Annotated in this window: 19 protein-coding genes and 1 pseudogene; 8 read left to right on the top strand and 12 right to left on the bottom strand. The window is 69.8% G+C overall.

What is annotated here, in order from left to right; all coding sequences use genetic code 11:
- Positions 1–68: 68 nt before the first annotated feature.
- The gene (locus H293_RS0115345) at positions 69–1,232 is read right to left on the bottom strand and encodes an adenosine deaminase (RefSeq protein WP_028807874.1); all 1,164 of its coding nucleotides are present in this window, start codon (positions 1,230–1,232) and stop codon (positions 69–71) included.
- A gap of 113 nt (positions 1,233–1,345) precedes the next feature.
- On the opposite strand from H293_RS0115345, the gene H293_RS0115340 reads away from it, so the two are divergent.
- Positions 1,346–2,101 (top strand): alpha/beta hydrolase, encoded by a 756-nt coding sequence (locus H293_RS0115340; protein ID WP_078612585.1) that lies wholly within the window; start codon positions 1,346–1,348, stop codon positions 2,099–2,101.
- A gap of 21 nt (positions 2,102–2,122) precedes the next feature.
- Here the strand turns inward: H293_RS0115340 and H293_RS0115335 are convergent, their stop codons facing one another.
- A complete protein-coding gene (locus tag H293_RS0115335; protein ID WP_033415410.1) occupies positions 2,123–3,073 on the bottom strand; it encodes a LysR family transcriptional regulator in 951 nt (316 codons plus the stop codon).
- 63 nt (positions 3,074–3,136) lie between these two features.
- Between H293_RS0115335 and H293_RS0115330 the strand changes: the two genes are divergently transcribed.
- Together H293_RS0115330 and H293_RS0115325 are read left to right on the top strand one after the other, a co-directional pair.
- Positions 3,137–4,405 (top strand): MFS transporter, encoded by a 1,269-nt coding sequence (locus H293_RS0115330; protein ID WP_020118744.1) that lies wholly within the window; start codon positions 3,137–3,139, stop codon positions 4,403–4,405.
- Between the two features lie 172 nt (positions 4,406–4,577).
- Positions 4,578–5,594 carry a sigma-70 family RNA polymerase sigma factor gene (locus H293_RS0115325; RefSeq protein ID WP_020118743.1) on the top strand — a complete coding sequence of 339 codons (1,017 nt, stop codon included), beginning with the start codon at positions 4,578–4,580 and terminating at the stop codon, positions 5,592–5,594.
- Here H293_RS0115325 and H293_RS54825 read toward each other — a convergent pair.
- Complete coding sequence (locus H293_RS54825; protein ID WP_158694420.1) at positions 5,478–5,864, bottom strand: STAS domain-containing protein; 387 nt, start codon at positions 5,862–5,864, stop codon at positions 5,478–5,480. The two genes, H293_RS0115325 and H293_RS54825, sit on opposite strands and share 117 nt — an antisense overlap.
- Before the next feature lie 133 nt (positions 5,865–5,997).
- On the opposite strand from H293_RS54825, the gene H293_RS0115315 reads away from it, so the two are divergent.
- Positions 5,998–6,921 (top strand): AEC family transporter, encoded by a 924-nt coding sequence (locus H293_RS0115315; RefSeq protein ID WP_020118742.1) that lies wholly within the window; start codon positions 5,998–6,000, stop codon positions 6,919–6,921.
- 1 nt (position 6,922) lies between these two features.
- Here the strand turns inward: H293_RS0115315 and H293_RS0115310 are convergent, their stop codons facing one another.
- The 9 genes from H293_RS0115310 to H293_RS0115270 all read right to left on the bottom strand — a co-directional run bounded on the left by H293_RS0115310 (position 6,923) and on the right by H293_RS0115270 (position 17,130).
- Positions 6,923–7,507, bottom strand: a complete 585-nt coding sequence (locus H293_RS0115310) for a Uma2 family endonuclease (protein WP_020118741.1) — start codon at positions 7,505–7,507, stop codon at positions 6,923–6,925.
- A 95-nt stretch (positions 7,508–7,602) separates the two neighbouring features.
- Positions 7,603–8,880, bottom strand: a complete 1,278-nt coding sequence (locus H293_RS0115305) for a thymidine phosphorylase (protein ID WP_028807871.1) — start codon at positions 8,878–8,880, stop codon at positions 7,603–7,605.
- A 27-nt stretch (positions 8,881–8,907) separates the two neighbouring features.
- Complete coding sequence (locus H293_RS0115300) at positions 8,908–9,306, bottom strand: cytidine deaminase (RefSeq protein ID WP_020118739.1); 399 nt, start codon at positions 9,304–9,306, stop codon at positions 8,908–8,910.
- Positions 9,303–10,586 carry an ABC transporter permease gene (locus H293_RS60125; RefSeq protein WP_020118738.1) on the bottom strand — a complete coding sequence of 428 codons (1,284 nt, stop codon included), beginning with the start codon at positions 10,584–10,586 and terminating at the stop codon, positions 9,303–9,305. Before H293_RS60125 ends, H293_RS0115300 begins: the two co-directional genes overlap by 4 nt.
- Positions 10,586–11,713: an ABC transporter permease gene (locus tag H293_RS0115290; RefSeq protein ID WP_020118737.1), complete on the bottom strand. Its 1,128-nt coding sequence runs from the start codon at positions 11,711–11,713 to the stop codon at positions 10,586–10,588. Before H293_RS0115290 ends, H293_RS60125 begins: the two co-directional genes overlap by 1 nt.
- Positions 11,710–13,281, bottom strand: coding sequence for an ABC transporter ATP-binding protein (locus H293_RS0115285; RefSeq protein WP_028807870.1), 1,572 nt, complete (start codon positions 13,279–13,281; stop codon positions 11,710–11,712). Before H293_RS0115285 ends, H293_RS0115290 begins: the two co-directional genes overlap by 4 nt.
- Positions 13,282–13,480: 199 nt before the next feature.
- Complete coding sequence (locus tag H293_RS0115280) at positions 13,481–14,539, bottom strand: BMP family lipoprotein (protein WP_020118735.1); 1,059 nt, start codon at positions 14,537–14,539, stop codon at positions 13,481–13,483.
- Between the two features lie 308 nt (positions 14,540–14,847).
- A complete protein-coding gene (locus H293_RS0115275; protein WP_020118734.1) occupies positions 14,848–16,068 on the bottom strand; it encodes a M20 family metallopeptidase in 1,221 nt (406 codons plus the stop codon).
- Positions 16,069–16,731: 663 nt separating this feature from the next.
- Entirely contained in the window at positions 16,732–17,130 is a 399-nt protein-coding gene (locus tag H293_RS0115270) for an ATP-binding protein (protein ID WP_020118733.1), read from the bottom strand.
- A 207-nt stretch (positions 17,131–17,337) separates the two neighbouring features.
- Here H293_RS0115270 and H293_RS0115265 point away from each other — a divergent pair, with 207 nt between their 5' ends.
- The 4 genes and pseudogenes from H293_RS0115265 (at position 17,338) to H293_RS60115 (ending at position 18,799) form a co-directional block, all read left to right on the top strand.
- On the top strand, positions 17,338–18,192 hold the full coding sequence (locus tag H293_RS0115265; protein WP_020118732.1) for a helix-turn-helix domain-containing protein: 855 nt from the start codon (positions 17,338–17,340) through the stop codon (positions 18,190–18,192).
- Positions 18,193–18,205: 13 nt separating this feature from the next.
- On the top strand, positions 18,206–18,403 hold the full coding sequence (locus H293_RS0115260; protein WP_020118731.1) for a DUF397 domain-containing protein: 198 nt from the start codon (positions 18,206–18,208) through the stop codon (positions 18,401–18,403).
- Between the two features lie 50 nt (positions 18,404–18,453).
- Positions 18,454–18,567, top strand: a pseudogene (locus tag H293_RS60120) (DUF397 domain-containing protein); the annotation flags it as partial.
- Between the two features lie 58 nt (positions 18,568–18,625).
- Entirely contained in the window at positions 18,626–18,799 is a 174-nt protein-coding gene (locus tag H293_RS60115; protein ID WP_033415409.1) for a DUF397 domain-containing protein, read from the top strand.
- The last annotated feature ends 40 nt before the right edge of the window (positions 18,800–18,839 follow it).

The following is an 18,839-nucleotide window of genomic DNA, read 5'->3' as shown; positions in this document are numbered from 1 at the left end:
CCGCAAACATCGAAATGCGGACGGATTGTGAACACCCGCCCGCATTTCGCACCCACGATTTTGCCCGGTCAGCCCTTGTCGTCCACAGAACCGCTGGTGGAGGCGGTCTGCTGGAACAGCCATTCGGACTTCAGCTCGGCATATCCGGGCTTGATGACGTCATTGATCATCGCGAGTCGTTCATCGAAAGGAATGAACGCTGATTTCATCGCATTGACGGAGAACCACTGCATGTCATCGAGTGAATAACCGAACGCCTCGACAAGGTGCTCGAATTCCCGGCTCATGCTGGTGCCGGACATCAGCCGGTTGTCGGTGTTCACGGTGGCCCGGAAGTGCAGCCGCCGCAGGAGTCCGATCGGGTGCTCCGCGTACGACGACGCGGCCCCGGTCTGGAGATTGGAGCTGGGGCACAGCTCCAGCGGGATCCGCTTGTCCCGGACGTAGGAGGCGAGCCGTCCGAGCTTGACCGTGCCGTCCTCGTGGACCTGGATGTCGTCGATGATGCGCACGCCGTGCCCGAGCCGGTCGGCGCCGCACCACTGCAGGGCCTGCCAGATGGACGGCAGCCCGAAGGCCTCGCCGGCGTGGATGGTGAAGTGGTTGTTCTCGCGCTTCAGGTACTCGAAGGCGTCGAGGTGCCGGGTGGGCGGGTAACCGGCCTCCGCGCCCGCGATGTCGAACCCGACGACGCCCAGGTCGCGGTAGCGGTTGGCGAGCTCGGCGATCTCCAGGGCCCGGGCCGCGTGCCGCATGGCGGTGAGCAGGGCGCCGACGCGGATGCGGTGGCCGTTCGCCCTGGCCCTGCGCTCGCCTTCCCGGAAGCCCTCGTTGACGGCCTCGACGACCTCTTCGAGGGTCAGCCCCTTCTGCAGGTGCTGCTCGGGGGCGTAGCGCACCTCGGCGTAGACGACGCCGTCCTCGGCGAGGTCCTCGGCGCACTCGGCGGCCACCCGCACCAGCGCCTCACGGGTCTGCATGACGCCGACGGTGTGCGAGAAGGTCTCCAAGTACCGTTCCAGGGAACCGGAGTCGGCGGCTTCGCGGAACCAGACGCCCAGCCGGTCCGGGTCGGTCTCGGGGAGTCCGGTGTACCCGGTGTCCCGGGCGAGGTCGACGATCGTGCCGGGGCGCAGCCCGCCGTCGAGGTGATCGTGCAGCAGAACCTTGGGTGCTCGGCGGATCTGGTCCGAGCTCGGGGAGTTCCCCATCCGGTCAGTCTGGCTCGTCATCTGCGCACTCTAACTCCTACGCGCGTAGAGCGCCCGCTGTACGAATCCGCCGATACGTAACGGTGACCGCCCCGCCCCGTGTCGTACACCCGGGCTTCTGACACTGTTCTGCCATGGCACAGCAAGCGACGCCGGTGCGCACCGCCCGACTGGGCAGGGCACTCGGCCCGGAGCCGGCGGCGGTGAGCGGGGTGGTGCTGCTGCTCCCGGGCGGCGACGAGACCTCTCTGCGCAGACCCGCCTCGATGCGACTCCCCTCCGCCGTCAGGGCGTTGGGGCGACGACTCGCCCGTGCGGGGCACGCCGAGGGGCTCGCGGCCCACCTCGTGCACTACCGCTATCGCGGCTGGAACGGCAGCGAGGCGCACCCCGCGCACGACGCGACCTGGGCCGCCGACGAGGTCGTACGGCGGTACGGCGACGTCCCCGTGTCCCTGGTCGGCGTCGACATGGGCGCACGGGCGGCACTGCGCGCGGGCGGCCACGAGGCCGTCAACTCCGTTGTCGCGGTCGCTCCCTGGCTGCCCGAGGACGATGTGGCGGCCACCCCCGAACCGGTCAAGCAGCTCGTGGGGCGGCGGGTGTTGATCGTGCACGGGACCAACGACCAGCAGGCGGACCCCGAGTTGTCGTTCCGGCTCGCGTCGCGGGCGAAGAAGGCGAACCGGGAGGTGTGCCGGTTCGAGGTGCACTCCGACGGGCACGGACTGCACCAGTACCGGGCCGAAGTGCAGGCCCTGACCGAGGACTTCGTCATGGGGGCGCTGTTCGGGCGGGTGCTGTCCCGGCCGGTGCGGGACGCACTGGCCGCGCCTCCGCCGCTGGGGCTGCGGATGCCGCTGGCTTCCGGGTTCGGGCGGCGGCGGTAGGTCAGGACAGCGGGTTGCGGGTCACGGCAGCAGGTTGCCCCTTCTCGACAGCAGGAACTGCTTGAAGGCGGCCACCGGCGGGGTGTCCGGGTGGCCGTCGAGCCAGGCGACGCCGATCTCGCGGGCCGCCCGAGGGGCCGTGACCGTCAGTTCCACGACTCCTGGGCGGGGGAAGGCCGGGGGCGGCAGGAGGGCGACGCCCAGGCCCGCCGCGACCAGCCCCCTCAGCGTCTCCGCCTCCTCGCCCTCGAAGGCGATCCTCGGTTTGAAGCCGGCCTCCTGGCAGAGGTCGTCGGTGATGCGGCGCAGGCCGTAGCCGGGTTCCAGGGTGACGAAGGACTCCTCGGCGGCCTCGGCGAGGCGGACCCGCCTGCGGGCCGCGAGGGGGTGGTCGGTGGGGACCACGAGCCGCAGCTTCTGCTCGTCGAGGCGCCGGGCGACGAGGTCGGGGGCGTCCGGCACCGGGGAGGTCAGGCACAGGTCCAGCTCGCCCGCGCGCAGGCGCTCGATCATCGCCTCGCCGTAGGTCTGGACCAGACTGAACCGGACCCGGGGGTGGTCGGCGCGGAAGGCCCGGATGAGGCCGGGAACCGTCTCCGAGCCCATGGTGTGCAGAAAGCCGAAGGCGACCTTGCCGGTTTCCGGGTCGGCGTCGGCACGGACCTCGTCGGCGGCCCGCCGGATCTCGCCGAGAGCGCGTTCCACGGAGCCGAGGAAGGTGCGGCCGGCGGGGGTGAGGGAGACCGTGCGGCCGATACGGGCGAACAGGTCGACGCCGAGGTCCTGTTCGAGACGGACCATGGCCCGGGACAGCGTCGACTGGGGTACGTCCATCTCCTGGGCGGCGCGGGTGACGTGCTCGGTGCGGGCCACGCCGGCGAAGTAGGCGAGCCGCGGGGCCAGCAACATCACCATGTCTTCTGTGTCACTGGACGGTGACAGGCGCCCCTGTGACCTCTGCTGATGCTCCATGGGAACGATTATGGCGAATCCATGCATTGGACGGATGAGCGAAGCGGTACGTAACTTCGAAGCATGCCTGCCAGTACCGAGGCGTCCACCCGCGTGGGCGCCGCATCCCCCGTCCCCGTCGCCGTCGACTCCCGTCTGTCCCCGGGCGGCCCCGGCTACCGCCGGATGAGCTTCGCCCTCTTCCTCGCCGGGGTCGCCACCTTCGCGCTGCTGTACTCCACGCAGGCCCTTCTCCCGCTGATCTCGGGCGAGTTCGGGGTCGCGGCGAGCGAGGCGAGCTGGACGGTGGCGGCGGCGACCGGCGGTCTGGCGCTGTTCGTGCTGCCGATGAGCGCCCTCTCCGAGCGCTTCGGACGCCGTACGGTCATGACGGCCTCGCTGGCGGTCGCGGTGACGGTCGGGATCCTGGTCCCCTTCGCGCCCTCACTGACCGCGCTGGTCGTGCTGCGGGCGGTGCAGGGGGCGGCCCTGGCCGGGCTGCCCGCCTCCGCCACGGCGTATCTCGCCGAGGAGGTCCGCCCGAAGGCCCTGGTCACGGCGATCGGCCTGTTCGTCGCCGGCAACAGCGTCGGCGGAATGAGCGGCCGGGTCATCACGGGCTGGGTCGCGCAGGAGTGGGGCTGGCGGGTGGCCGTCGGGGTCATCGGCGCGATCGCGGTGGCCTGTGCCGTGGCGTTCCGCCTGCTGCTCCCGGCACCGCAGCACTTCAAGGCGGGCTCCCTGAGGCCCCGCGTGCTGCTCGGCACGGTCCGCACGCACCTCTCGGACCCGCTGCTGCGCCGCCTGTACGCCATCGGCGCGCTGTTCATGACGGTCTTCGGCGGCGTGTACACGGTGATCGGCTACCGCCTGACGGAGGCCCCGTTCGGGTTGCCGCAGGGCATCATCGGCTCGGTCTTCCTGGTCTACCTGGTGGGCACGGTGTCCGCGTCGACGGCGGGCCGGCTGGTCGGCCGCCTGGGCCGCAGGGGCGCGCTGTACGCGGCGGGCGGTACGACGGCGACGGGCCTGTTCTTGTCCCTCGCGGACTCGCTCCCCCTGGTCCTGCTGGGCCTGGTCCTGATCACTGGCGGTTTCTTCGCCGGCCACGCGGTGGCGTCCTCGGCGGTCAGCAAGACGGCCACCCACGGCCGGGCGCAGGCCTCGGCCCTCTACCAGTCCGCCTACTACATCGGTTCCAGCGCGGGCAGCACGGTCGGCGCGCTCGCCTTCCACGCGGGCGGCTGGGCCGGGACAGTCGGGGTCGGACTGCTGGCGGTGCTCGGCGTGGTGTCGATCATCGTCCTCGGAACACGTGCGGCCCGGGCCCAGCAGCGGCTCGCGACGGCCTGAGCCGCACGTCCTACATCCCCCCGACCGGGGTCGGCCGGTCGGGGGGATTGCTGTATCCAGCCTCTGACCTGCGTGTTCGCTCGCTCCAGGGGCCGTTGTCAGTGGGCTGCGGTAGTTTCCGAGTAGTGGGCGCAAAGGCGCGACGCAGCACGGCCACAGGGGTGGGTGGACGATGACGGACACTACGGCTACGACGACGGACCTCGACATCAGGCTCGAGAAACACCGCACCGAGCTGACGGGGTACTGCTACCGCATGCTCGGCTCCTCCTTCGAGGCCGAGGACGCGGTGCAGGACACGATGGTCCGGGCCTGGCGGAGCTACGACAAGTTCGAGGGCCGTTCCAGCCTCCGCTCCTGGCTGTACCGCATCGCGACGAACGTCTGCCTGGACATGCTGACGGCGGGCAACAAGCGCGCCCGCCCCATGGACCTCACGGAGTCGACGCCCCTCGCCCAGGCCGCCCTCTCCCCCCGCCCCGACCACACCTGGCTGGAGCCGATGCCCGACAGCCGCATGCTGCCGACCGTCGAGGACCCGGCGGAGGCGGCCGTCGCCAAGGAGACCGTGCGGCTCGCCTTCATGGCCGCCCTCCAGCAGCTGCCGCCCAAGCAGCGCGCGGTGCTGATCCTGCGCGAGGTGCTGGCCTGGAAGGCGAGCGAGGTCGCCGAACTGCTCGACACCTCCGTCGCCTCGGTCAACAGCGCCCTCCAGCGGGCCCGCGCCACCCTCGCCGAGCGGGAGGAGCACGGCGCCGACGCGGCCGTGTCCGACCCGCTGGACGAGGAGCAGCAGAAGCTCCTGGAGCGCTATGTGAAGGCGTTCGAGGGATACGACATGACGGCACTGACGGCGCTCCTCCACGAGGACGCCATCATGACGATGCCGCCGTTCGACCTGTGGCTGACGGGCCACGACGACATCACGGGCTTCATGACGACCCTGGGCTCGGCCTGCGAGGGCTCCCGCCTGGTACCGGTGCAGGTCAACGGCCTGCCGGGGTTCGCGCAGTACAAGCCGGACCCGGACAAGGGCGGCTTCACCCCGTGGGCGGTCCAGGTGCTGGAGATCTCAGACGGCCGGCTCACCGGGTTCCACTTCTTCCTCGACACCCAGCGCTGGTTCCCCCTGTTCGACCTGCCCCTCCACCTCGAAGCGGAGGCCGACGAGGGCGAGGAGGGCGTGTAGCGCGGGGTCGGGGTCGCGCAGCCTGATCCGGCCCCCGGCGCGCCGGGCCGCGAGCTGGAGCCGGGCGAGCAGGTCGACGGTGCCGAGCCCCGGCGGCCCGAGCCCGGCGACATCGCACACCACCACTCCGGCGCCGGTCGTCCGCAACAGGGCCCGGACCTCGTCGCCCAGCCCCGTCACCTCGTCCCGGGTGACGGGGCCGGCCAGCACGAGTACAGCGGGTGTCATGGCGTCCACGATCGGTAGACCTGACGGGCGGGCACAATTCATCGGCCGACGCCTCGACCGCGCGGGAAGGATCACGTTGACCTGGGTGGCATCTGCCCCCGAGGGTTACCTGTATGCGCCACCCATCAGCACCTCCCTGGATACGCCACGCCCTCCTCACCCTTGAGGAGCCCCCGTGCAGGGAGTGCTGACCGGCTTCGCGGTGATCGCGGTGGTCATCGCCGTCGGCTATCTCATCGGTCTGCGCGGCTACCTCGGCGACCAGGGCCGGGAGGTCCTGACCAAGCTCGCCTTCCATGTGGCCTCCCCCGCCCTGCTGTTCACCACGCTGGCCCGGGCCGACCTGTCGGTGATCTTCTCCAGCCGCCTGCTGGTGACGGCCCTGAGCACGGTCGCGGCGGCGGGGGTCTTCGTGGCGGTGGGTGTCGTCCGGGGCTGGGGCCTGGGCCGTACGACGATCGGCGCGCTGTGCTCGTCCTACGTCAACTCCGGCAACCTCGGCATCCCGATCGCGGTGTACGTCCTGGGCGACGCCTCGCTGGTGGCGCCGGTGCTGCTGTTCCAGCTGGTGGGGGTGACCCCGGTCGCGCTGACGGTCCTGGACCTGGCGTCGGGCGAGGGGGAGAAGGGCCCGCTGTGGCGGAGACTGCTGACCCCGCTCCGCAATCCGATCGCGGTGGGCTCGCTGGCCGGGGTGGCGGTCTCGGCGGCCGGTCTGAAGGTCCCGGCCCCCGTCATGGACCCCTTGACCCTGATCGGCGGCATGTCGGTCCCGGCCGTCCTCCTCGCCTTCGGCATCTCCCTGTGCGGCAGCACGATGCCCGGCCGGGGCCCGGACCGGCAGCTCGTCCTGCTCTCGGTCGCGCTGAAGTCGGTGGGGCAGCCCGCGGCGGCCTGGGCACTGGCGGCCGGGGTCTTCGGCCTGCACGGGCCCCTGCTCCTAGACGTGGTGGTGACATCGGCCCTGCCGGCAGCGCAGAACCTCTACACGTACGCGTCCACCTACGGTGTGGGCGAGCGACTGGCCCGGGACTCGATCCTGGTGTCGACGGTGTTGTCGGTGCCGGTGCTGGTGGTCGTGGCGGCGGTTCTGGGGTGATTCACGTCTCGGGGAACTCGCCGGTGTCGATGACGAGGTCGAAGGGCGCCGGGATGGTGAGCAGCTCACCGAACTTGGCGACGGACAGCGGCCGGTAGACGTCTCCGTGGGGCTCTCCGTAGAGAGTCGCGGTGGGGCCTTCGGGGGCCCAGCGGTCGACGAGGAGATAGAGGGGGATGCCGGCGGAGGCGTACGCGGCCGGCTTGCTCACACGGTCGTGGCGGGCGTTCTTCCTGGAGGTGACCTCAACCACGAGCTCGGCCACAGCGGCCGGCAGATAGGTGTCCGCCTCGGTGCAGTCCTGGACCGGGGCGACCAGGATGTCCGGGATGAACATGCCGAGCCGCGAGGGTACGGCGATGGCCTGTGTCTGATAGACGCCCCAGTTCTCGGGGATCACGGAGTACAAGCGACGCTGGATGCGTTCCGCGATCACGTTGTGACGGGGTGCGGGAGCAGGTGACACGGTGATGATCCCCTCGATGATCTCCACCTTGCTGCCCTCGGGCCAGTCCATCTCCTCCCAGAACCGGACGAGGTCGTCCCAGCTCTGCTCGGGGTCGTGGCCCACGGTGAGTGCGCTCATGGCGGTCTCCTTCGGTTGCGTCACCGATCCCAGCATGCCGAACGGGACCGGTGGGGGTCCACCGATCCCGTTCACCCGAAAGGGGAAATGCCTGGTCAGGCGATACGTTCCAGCACAACGGGCGACGCCGTGAACGCCGTACCGGCCGCCCCGATGTCGTAGGAACCCTCGATCGACTGGAGGGCGTACTCGAAGCGGTCCGGGGTGTCCGTGTGCAGGGTCAGCAACGGCTGGCCCTCCGTCACCGTGTCGCCCGGCTTGGCGTGCATCTCCACGCCCGCGCCCGCCTGCACCGGGTCCTCCTTGCGGGCACGTCCCGCGCCGAGGCGCCAGGCGGCGACGCCGATGCCGTAGGCGTCGAGGCGGGTCAGGACGCCCGAGGCCCCCGCCTTGATCACGTGCTGCTCACGCGCGACCGGCAGCTCCGCGTCCGGGTCGCCGCCCTGCGCCGCGATCATCCGGCGCCAGACGTCCATCGCCGAGCCGTCGGCCAGCGCCTTCGCCGGGTCGGCGTCGCGGATGCCCGCTGCGTCCAGCATCTCGCGGGCCAGCGCGATGGTCAGTTCCACCACGTCCGAGGGGCCGCCGCCCGCCAGGACCTCCACCGACTCGCGGACTTCGAGGGCGTTGCCCGCCGTGAGGCCCAGCGGGGTCGACATGTCCGTCAGCAGGGCGACCGTCTTCACACCGTGGTCCGTGCCCAGGCCCACCATCGTGGACGCCAGCTCCCGCGCGTCCTCGATGGTCTTCATGAACGCGCCGGTACCGACCTTGACGTCCAGCACGAGCGAGCCCGTGCCCTCCGCGATCTTCTTCGACATGATCGACGACGCGATCAGCGGGATCGCCTCGACCGTGCCGGTGACGTCACGCAGGGCGTAGAGCTTCTTGTCGGCGGGAGCCAGGCCGTCGCCCGCCGCGCAGATCACCGCGCCGGTGGTGTCGAGGACGTTCAGCATCTCCTCGTTCGACAGCAGGGCGCGCCAGCCGGGGATCGACTCCAGCTTGTCGAGCGTGCCGCCGGTGTGGCCGAGGCCGCGGCCCGAGAGCTGGGGCACGGCCGCGCCGCAGGCCGCCACGAGGGGCGCCAGCGGGAGCGTGATCTTGTCGCCGACGCCGCCCGTGGAGTGCTTGTCCGCCGTCGGGCGGGACAGGGACGAGAAGTCCATGCGCTCGCCGGACGCGATCATCGCGGCCGTCCAGCGGGCGATCTCGCCCCGGTTCATGCCGTTGAGCAGGATCGCCATCGCGAGCGCGGACATCTGCTCGTCGGCGACCTCCCCGCGGGTGTACGCGTCGATGACCCAGTCGATCTGCTCGTCGCTGAGTTCACCGCGGTCCCGCTTGGTGCGGATGACGGAGATGGCGTCCATGGCCATGCAGGGCTTTCCTTCCGGGAATTACTTGGTGAGATGGTCCGGCCCGAAGGCCTGCGGGAGCATCTCGGACAGCGGCAGGATGCCCGCGGGGGTCTCCAGGAGCAGGTCCGGGCCGCCGAACTCGTAGAGCAGCTGGCGGCAGCGGCCGCACGGGACGAGCACCGCGCCCTTGCCGTCCACGCAGGTGAAGTGCGTGAGCCGGCCGCCCCCCGTGTTGTGCAGCTCCGAGACCAGACCGCACTCGGCGCACAGGCCGAGGCCGTAGGAGGCGTTCTCGACGTTGCAGCCGGTGATCGTACGGCCGTCGTCGACCAGGGCGGCGACGCCGACCGGGTAGCCGGAGTACGGGGCGTACGCCCGGGACATGGCGTCCCGGGCGGCCGACCTGAGAGCGTCCCAGTCGACGACGGGGGATGTCACTTGCCCTGGCCCTTCCGGTAGCGCATGCCGTCCGCCTTGGGCATCCGCAGGCGCTGCGCGGACAGCGACAGCACCAGCAGCGTGACGACGTACGGCGTGGCACCCACGAAGTCGCTCGGGACCTCGTCGGTGACCAGGTACCAGACCAGGACGCCCGCGGCCACCAGGAGGCTGATGCCGCCCTGCCAGTGCGCCTTCTTGTACAGCTTCCAGCCGGCCATCGCCAGGAGCAGCACGAACAGCAGGAGCAGCAGCGCGTGGACGGTCTCGCCGCCGTTGCGCAGCTGGAGGGCGTCGGAGTAGCCGAACAGGCCCGCGCCCATGGCGAGACCGCCGGGCCGCCAGTTGCCGAAGATCATGGCGGCGAGGCCGATGTAACCGCGGCCGCCGGTCTGGCCTTCGAGGTAGCTGTGCGAGGTGACCAGCGCGAGGAAGGCGCCGCCGAGGCCGGCGAGACCGCCGGAGACGGCCACGGCCATGTACTTGTACTTGTAGACGTTGACGCCGAGGGACTCGGCGGCGATCGGGTTCTCGCCGCAGGAGCGCAGGCGCAGGCCGAACGGGGTGCGCCACAGCAGCCACCAGCTGCCGATGAACAGCACGGCCGCGAAAACCGTCACCACCGACAGGTTGGTGAACAGGCCGCCGAGGATGCCGGCGATGTCCGAGATCAGGAACCAGTGGTGGTTCTCGATGGAGTGCAGCCCGCTGGACACGCCCGGGACGTCGAAGCTGGGCAGGGAGTCGACGGGCGGGGACTGCTTGGGGTTGCCGCCCGCGTCCGCCGCCTTGCCGTCCACGAAGAACAGCTTGGCGAGGTACTGGGTGGTGCCGAGCGCGAGCAGGTTGATCGCGACACCGGAGACGATGTGGTCGACGCCGAAGGTGACGGTCGCGACCGCGTGCAGCAGGCCGCCGAGGACGCCGAAGCCGACACCGCACAGCAGGCCGAGCCAGGGGCTGGACTGCCAGCCGATCCAGCCGGCGCCGAAGGTACCGAGGATCATCATGCCCTCGAGGCCGATGTTGACCACACCGGACCGCTCGGACCACAGACCGGCGAGACCCGCGAGGCCGATCGGCACGGCGAGGCTGAGCGCGGCGGAGACCTGGCCCTCGGAGGTGAGCTGGTCGGAGCCGGAGATGACGCGCACCGCGGCGACGAGCAGCAGCGCACCGGCGACGATCATGAGGATCTGGCCGAGCGGGCGGCCCGACCGGGTGGCGGTGTCCGCCTTGGGTGCCGCGGGGGGCGGCGTGTCGGTCATCGTGGCAGTCATCACGCCACCTCCTGCTTCTGGGTCGGGGCTGCGGCCTGGGCGGCGAGCTCGGCGCCGACCCGCTGCTGCTGGCGCTTGAGTCCGTAACGGCGTACGAGCTCGTAGGCGATGACGACGCACAGGACGATGACGCCCTGGATCACGCCGAGGATCTCCTTGTCGTAGCCCTCGAACTCCAGGTGGTTGGTGGTGCGCTCCAGGAAGCCCCAGAGCAGGGCGCCCAGCGCGATGCCGACCGGGTTGTTGCGGCCGAGCAGGGCGATGGCGATACCGGTGAAGCCGATGCCCACGGGGAAGTCGTTGCTGAACTGGTGGCTGTCGTTGAGCAGGGTCGGCATGCCGATCAGGCCGGCGATGGCGCCGGAGATGAGCATGCTGGTCGCGATCATCTTCTTCACGGACACACCGCTCGCGGCGGCGGCGCTCTCGGACTGGCCGACGGTGCGCAGGTCGAAGCCGAAGCGGGTGCGGCCGAGCACGAACCAGTACGCGATGCCCACGATCACGGCGATCACGATGAAGCCCCACAGCTCGCCCGCGGCGCCGGTGTCGATCTGGAAGAAGTACGACGACTGAGGCAGCGGCTTGGTGGAGACCACCGTGCCGCCGGCCTGGAGCTCGGCGAGCTTTCCGGGCTGGAGCAGGTAGGCGATGATCGCGGTGGCGATCGCGTTGAGCATGATCGTCGAGATGACCTCGCTGACGCCGCGGGTCACCTTCAGCACGCCCGCGATGCCCGCCCACACGGCGCCGGTGCCCATGGCGCACAGGATGATCAGTGGGATGGAGATCCAGCCCGGCGTGGTCAGCGCGCCGCCGAGGACCGCGGCGAAGAACGCGGCGATGCGGTACTGGCCGTCGACGCCGATGTTGAACAGGTTCATCCGGAAGCCGATGGCCACCGAGACGCCCGCCAGGTAGTACGTCGTCGCCTTGTTGAGGATGTAGACCTGGCTGTCGCTCGCGGAGCCGTACGTCAGCATGTCGCTGAAGGCGGCGCCCGGGTTCTTGCCGGTGGCCAGGATCACCAGGGTGGTGACGACGAGCGCGGCGACGACCGCCAGCAGCGGGGCCGCGATGCCGAGGAGCAGCCGCTCCTTGTCGATGCGTTGGGTCAGCTTGTTCATCGGGAGTCGTCCTCGTCGTCCTCGGCGGAGACCGCTGCGGAGTCCCCTGCGGAGCCTTCTGCGTGCTCCAGGTGGCCGGTGGCCGCCCCGGTCATGGCGGAGCCCAGCTCCTCGGGGGTGATGGTGGCGGGGTCGGCGTCGGCGACCAGTCGGCCGCGGTACATCACCCGCAGGGTGTCGGACAGGCCGATGAGCTCGTCCAGGTCGGCGGAGATCAGCAGCACGGCCAGGCCCTCGCGGCGGGCCTCGCGGATGTGGTCCCAGATCGCGGCCTGCGCGCCGACGTCCACACCGCGGGTGGGGTGGGCGGCGATGAGCAGCTTGGGCGCGTGGCTCATCTCGCGGCCGACGATCAGCTTCTGCTGGTTGCCGCCGGACAGCGAGGCGGCGGTGACGTCGATGCCGGGGGTGCGGACGTCGTACGCCTGGATGATGCGCTCGGTGTCGGTGCGGGCCGCCTTGATGTCGAGGAGCTGGCCGCGGGAGTTGGGCTTCTCGGTGACGTGGCCGAGGATGCGGTTCTCCCACAGCGGGGCCTCGAGGAGCAGACCGTGGCGGTGCCGGTCCTCGGGGATGTAGCCCACGCCGGACTCGCGGCGGTGGCGGGTGGGGACGTGGGAGATGTCGGTGCCGTCGAGGGTGACCGTGCCCGAGTCGGGGGTGCGGATGCCCATGATGGCCTCGACCAGCTCGGACTGGCCGTTGCCCTCCACGCCCGCGATGCCGAGGACCTCGCCCTTGTGGATGGTGAAGGAGATGTCGTCGAGGATGATCCGCTCGACGCCGTCGAGGTCGGTCTGGGCCAGGCGCAGGCCGTCCAGCTTGAGCAGCGCCACGTCGGTGACCGTGGACTCCTCGGTCTCCGGGGTGGGCAGTTCGCTGCCGACCATCAGCTCGGCGAGCTGCTTGGAGGTGGTGCCGGCGGGCTTGACGGTGCCGACGGTGGTGCCGCGGCGGATGACCGTGATCTCGTCGGCCACGGAGAGGACTTCGCCGAGCTTGTGCGAGATGAAGATGACGGTGAGGCCCTCGGCCTTGAGCTCGCGCAGGTTGTCGAAGAGGGCGTCGACCTCCTGGGGCACGAGGACGGCGGTGGGCTCGTCGAGGATCAGGGTCTTGGCGCCGCGGTAGAGGACCTTGAGGATCTCCACGCGCTGGCGGTCGGCGACGCCGAGCTCCTCCAGGAGGACGTCGGGGCGGACGTTCAGGTTGTACGCGTCGGAGATCTCCCTGATCTTCGCGCGGGCCTTGCCGCCGATGCCGTACAGCTTCTCCGCGCCCAGGACGACGTTCTCCAGGACGGTGAGGTTGTCGGCGAGCATGAAGTGCTGGTGGACCATGCCGATGCCGCGGGCGATGGCGTCGGCGGGCGTGTGGAAGGTGACCGATTCTCCGCCCACCGTGATGGTGCCCTCGTCCGGCTGCTGCATGCCGTAGAGGATCTTCATCAGGGTGGACTTGCCGGCACCGTTCTCACCGCACAGGGCGTGCACGGTGCCCGTGCGGACGGTGATGTCGATGTCCTTGTTGGCGACGACGCCTGGGAATCGCTTGGTGATGCCGCGCAGTTCGACGGCAGCGGGAGGGCTGGACGCGTTGATGGCGCACTCTCCTGGGGGAAAGGGGCTGCGTAGGGGAGGGCAGGCGTCGGCGACGCTAGCGCGGCAACTCCGCGCTACACGCGTAGAGTTGACACATTGTTATGGCTCGACGAGGGGGTTGTCGAGGCCCCCTCGTCGAGCCCGGGTTCCGGCGGGAACCGTCAGGTCAGCTGGTCTTGACCGTGATGGTGCCGTCGACGATCTTCTTCTTCGCCTCGTCCAGCTTGGGCTGGATGTCGTCGATGAAGCCACCGCTGGTGGAGAGGCCCACACCGCCCTTGGCGAGCGAGTAGAGCTGGTTGCCGGTCAGCGGCTTGCCGTCGTGGACGGACTTGATGAAGTCGTAGACGCCGACGTCGACGTTCTTGACCATCGAGGTCAGGATCGAGTTCTTGAACTTGGCCAGACCCGGGATGTTGTACTGGTCCGAGTCCACGCCGATGGCCCAGGCGCCCTTGACGCCGGAGACGGCCTCGATCGAGCCGTTGCCGGAGGAGCCGGCCGCGGCGTAGATCACGTCGACGCCGTTGTCGAGCATGCCGGACGCGGCCTCCTTGCCCTTGGCGGGGTCGGCGAAACCGGAGAAGTCCGAGCCATGGGTCAGGTACTGGACGTCGACCTTGACCTTGGGGTTGGTGTCCTTGACACCCTGGGCGTAGCCCGCCTCGAACTTCTTGATCAGCGGGGTGTCCACGCCGCCGATGAAGCCGACGTGGTCCTTCTTGGTCTTCAGCGCCGCGGCGACACCGGCCAGGTAGGAACCCTGCTCCTCGGTGAAGGTGATGCTGTCGACGTTCTTGGCCTTCGCGACCGCGTCGATGAGGCCGAAATTGACCTTCGGGTACTTGGCGGCGACCTTGTCGACCGAGGTGGCGTAGGAGAAGCCGACGGCCACGATCGGGTTGTAGCCGGCGTCGGCGAGGTCGGTCAGGCGCTGCTCGCGGTCGGCCTCCGTGTCGGAGCTCTTGGCGGTCAGCTCCTTGAGGGAGCCGCCGAACTCCTTCGCGGCCTTGTCGGCGCCGCGGGCGGCGGAGTCGTTGAAGGAGCGGTCACCACGGCCGCCGACGTCGTAGGCGAGACCGATCTTGATGCCGCCCTTGCTGCTGCCGGCAGAGGCGGACGACGAGCTGTCGTTCCCGGAGGAAGTGCTGCCACAGGCAGTGGCAGTCAGTGCGAGAGCTGCGGTGGCGATACACGCAGCGGAAAGCTTGGCTACCCGGCGCACGGGAGGCTCCTTCACCTGACCTGAGCGCCTTGTCGGCGCTTCATGTGAGCACCATGCCAGTGCCCGGGCCTGAACGCCCCTGCGGCGTTGGCTTCGCGGCATCGTAACGCGCGTAGATGTCGGAAACAGACCTCTTCCGAAGCCGTTATCGATTCGAGGCAAACAGCGTCTGAACTGAGGCTCTTGCGCCCTCGCACACCGGGATTTCGATGTGCGCACAATTGGCTTACGACACTGTTGCGCCGGTCGGAGGAACGGCCCCCGTGGGGGCCGTCCGTCACGCGTGGGGGCCGTCCGTCACGCTGGGATCACTGTGCGGCGTCCAGCAGGGCCGCGGCCGTGAAGAGCTCCACACCTACGGTGATCGCGGACTCGTCGGCGTCGAAGTCGCCCTGGTGGAGGTCGCGCACGGTCCGCTCCCCCGGCGTCCGCACCCCGAGGCGGGCCATGGCCCCGGGAACGTGCTGGAGGTACCAGGAGAAGTCCTCGCCGCCGAGGCTCTGCTCGGTGCTCTCGACCGAGTCGGCACCGCGCCGGGCGGTCATGGCCTCGCGGATCAGCTCGGTGACGTCCGCGTCGTTGACGACCGGCGGCACGCCCCGCACGTAGTTGATCTCGGACTTGGCCCCGTGCAGATTGGCGACCTCGTCGATCGCGGCGACCACGATGTCCGGAGCCTGCTGCCAGGTGTCGAGGTCGAGGCAGCGCACGGTCCCGGAGAGCTCGGCGTGCTGGGGGATGACGTTCGGGGCGTGCCCCGACTCGATCCGCCCCCAGGTCACGGCGAGCCCGGCCCGGGTGTCCACGCGCCGGCCGACGATCGCGGGCACGTCGGTGACCACGCGGGCGGCGGCGGTGACGAGGTCGGTGGTGAGGTGCGGCCGGGCGGTGTGCCCACCGGGCCCGTCGAGGGCGATCTCCAGGCGGTCGCAGGCCGACGTGATCGCCCCGGTCCTGAGCCCGATCTTCCCGGCGTCGACCCGCGGGTCGCAGTGCACGGCGAGGATCTTGCCGACCCCCTCCAGCACGCCGCAGTCGATGGCGTCGGCGGCGCCGCCGGGCAGCACTTCCTCGGCGGGCTGGAAGACCAGCCGCACGGGCCGCGGCAGCAGCCCCCGCTTGTGCAGGTCGGCGAGGACGAGCCCGGCCCCCAGCACCACGGCGGTGTGCACATCGTGCCCGCAGGCATGCGCCCGATCGGGCACGGTGGACCGGTACGGGCACTCGGTCTTCATGTCCGGGATGGGCAGGCCGTCGATGTCGGCGCGCAGGGCGAGCATGGGCTTTTGGCCGTCCCAGTCGCCGATGTCACATACGAGCCCGGTCCCGACGGCGAGCACCCGGGGCTTCAGCCCGGCCCGCTCCAGCCGTTCCTTGATCGCCGCGGTGGTCCGGAACTCCTGATTGCCGAGCTCCGGATGCATGTGCAAGTCGCGTCGGAAGTGGACGAGTTCGGCGTGCAGCGCGTCGCTCAGCACGCCGGGGAGCAGCGCTTCCCCGGGCAGATCGACCTCGGACTCCAGTGACATCAGTTGCTTCACCCTCTAAAGGGTAGGACGCCGGGGCGACCAACCGACCCGCGATCAACAAAACTTCAACCCGCGGGGGGAAGAAAATCTGGCCGCTCGGCGCATGGATGTGTTTTGAGGTGGGTAGGAACCTCCTTTCCCACACATACCATGCTGCGCGTACCCCCGGCGGCTCTGTTCATCTGTCGAAACGGGATCGGGACGAGGCGGGGACAGGGTCCACGCGGAGGACCAGGACGGTCACGACCGGGATGTGGGGGACGCCACACGGCGTGATCGACGGGGATGACGGGCGTTTCGGCGACGACAGACGCCTGTCCGGCCGGTGATCGCCTGGTGACCGCCAACGCGGCAGCCGACGGACGACCGCACACCGGGGCGAAGGCTGCGCGAACTTCCGACCCCAGAAAACAGGGGCGCCCCCACCCGCGCGGCTGAGGATTCACCCTCCCGGCCGAGCCACTCACCACCCACGCCCCGCTCGCCGCCGAGCCCGGCCGCCGTAGCCGCGGTACGCGCCGCGCAAGCGGGAATCCCGGTCCGTGACTCGACCACCCTGATCAACCACCCACGTGCCCCCGCTCCCCCGGGCCGTCCGCTCGCTCCTCCCCCGTGCGTGCTGGAGTGGGCCGATGAGGAAGCGGTCGGGCCCCATGCCCCCACCTATGCAGCCCCCAGCTCACACCACACGAACTTCCCACGGTTGCCCTGCCGGGCCAGCGGCTGCCACCCCCACAGATCCGCGCAAGCCTTCACCAACGCCAGCCCCCTCCCACCCTCCTCCAGCCCGAACTCCCCGGGCGGCTCAGGAGGTTGCGGGTCCGCATCCCGGGCCCCGATCCGCAACACCCCGGCCGACCACCGCACCCGCAACGCAGCCGGCCCTTTCGTATGCCGTACGGCATTGGAGACCAGCTCCGCGCCGAGGAGCTCCGCGGTGTCCGTCAGACGGATCAGGCCGTGCATCGTCAGGATGAGCCGGAGGGTACGGCGGGCGACGGTGACGGCTCGGGGGTCGTCGGGGATGTAGAGCGTGTACTCCCAGGGTTTGTTTTCGGGCATGCGTCAACTCCAGTTCGACCGTTGGCTCGGGATAGACGCGCGGTGGCATCGCCGCGACCGCCAGGGCATGCCGGCACGGCGCACTTCCGCAGAGTGTGCGTTGCGCGACTGACAGTAGACCTGCAATTCCAGGTCTATCAATCAGATCGCGTAATCTGAACCCGAACGAGTCGCGCCCGTGGGCGTGTTGATTCCGGGGAGCACTCCATGGCGGGACTGAGGCGGGAACCCACCGCACGGCAGATGCGACTAGGAACCGAACTCCGCAGGCTGCGAGAGGAGGCCGGCCTCAGCGGACGGGAGGCGGCAGCCCTGCTCGGCGTGAGCTCCGGCCAGATCAGCCAGATCGAATTCGCCCAGACCGGCGTGAGCGAGAAGCGCCTGCGCAGCATGGCGGCGAACTACGCCTGCTCCGACGAGGAGTTGATTGCTGCCCTGGTGAGGCTGGCCACCGACCGGACGCGCGGTTGGTGGGAGGAGTACCGGGAGCAGTTGCCCACACCGTTCCTGGACCTCGCCGAGCTGGAACACAACGCCGCCTTCCGATGGGACGTGGACCTGCTGCACGTATCCGGCCTCCTTCAGACCGAGGACTACGCACGGGCACTCTTCTCGACCCGCATCCCAGAACTTCCGGCTGAAGAACGGGAGTTGCGCGTTCGACATCGCAGGCAGCGTCAAGCAATCCTCGAAGGGCCAACACCGACCCCTTACCAGGCAGTGATCCACGAGGCAGCGCTACGCATCAGGGTCGGCGGCCGGGCAACCTCGCAAGCCCAACTTGCCCACATGCTGGAGCTCTCCGAAGCGGACCACATCACCGTCCGCGTCGTACCGTTCGCCCTGGAGCGCTTCGACGACACAGGCAGCGCCATGATCTATGCCGGTGGCGACATCCCGGAGTTGGACACCGTGGTCCGTGACGCGCCACACGGCACGGCATTCATCGACGCGGAGGCCCAACTCGGCGTGTTTCGAACGCTCTTCCGTAGAGTAGAAGCATCGTCACTCGATCCAGAACAGACACGGGACCTGATCCACAATCTGGCCAAAGAGCTGTGAGGCGAGGTATCCAATGAGCGCACGCGACAACTGGCGGAAGTCGTCCTACTCAGGCGGCGGCGACGGCAACGCCTGCGTAGAGATCTCAACCCGCCCCACCCACATAGCCATCCGCGACTCCAAGTCCCCGGCCCGCGCCACCCTCACCTTCCCCGCGGAGTCCTTCATCGCATTCCTCGAAGCCGTGAAGACCCCGCACGCCTCCCGTTGACTGCCTGCGTGGCTGCATCTGCAGGCTGGCCAAATCGCTGTGACACCCCCATGAGCACTCCCGACAACTGGCGGAGTTCGTCCTACTCAGGCCCCGGTGACGGCGACTCCTGCGTGGAGATCGCGACCTCCCCCGCCCACATAGCCATACGCGACTCCAAGTCCCTGGGCGGCGCCGTCCTCACCTTCCCGACCGCAGCCTTCGCGCCGTTCCTCGACGCGCTTGTCGTACTCCGGAGGCGGCGAGGGCAACGACTGCGTGGAGATAGCGGACCTGCGCTCCCACATAGCCGTACGCGACTCCAAGGCCCCCACCAGGGCCGCCCTCACTTTCCCGGCCGGGCCCTTCGCGGCCTTCCTCGAAGCGCTGAAGTCCCCACTCGCCAACCCCCGATGACCGTCAGGGAAACCGCACCCGCCACCTCGTGACGCCCTAC

The sequence above is a fragment of the Streptomyces canus 299MFChir4.1 genome, from assembly GCF_000383615.1.
GTDB lineage: Bacteria > Actinomycetota > Actinomycetes > Streptomycetales > Streptomycetaceae > Streptomyces > Streptomyces canus_C.
The sequence above is the reverse complement of the archived record's forward strand: the minus strand, read 5'-3'. Positions and strand labels throughout refer to the sequence as shown.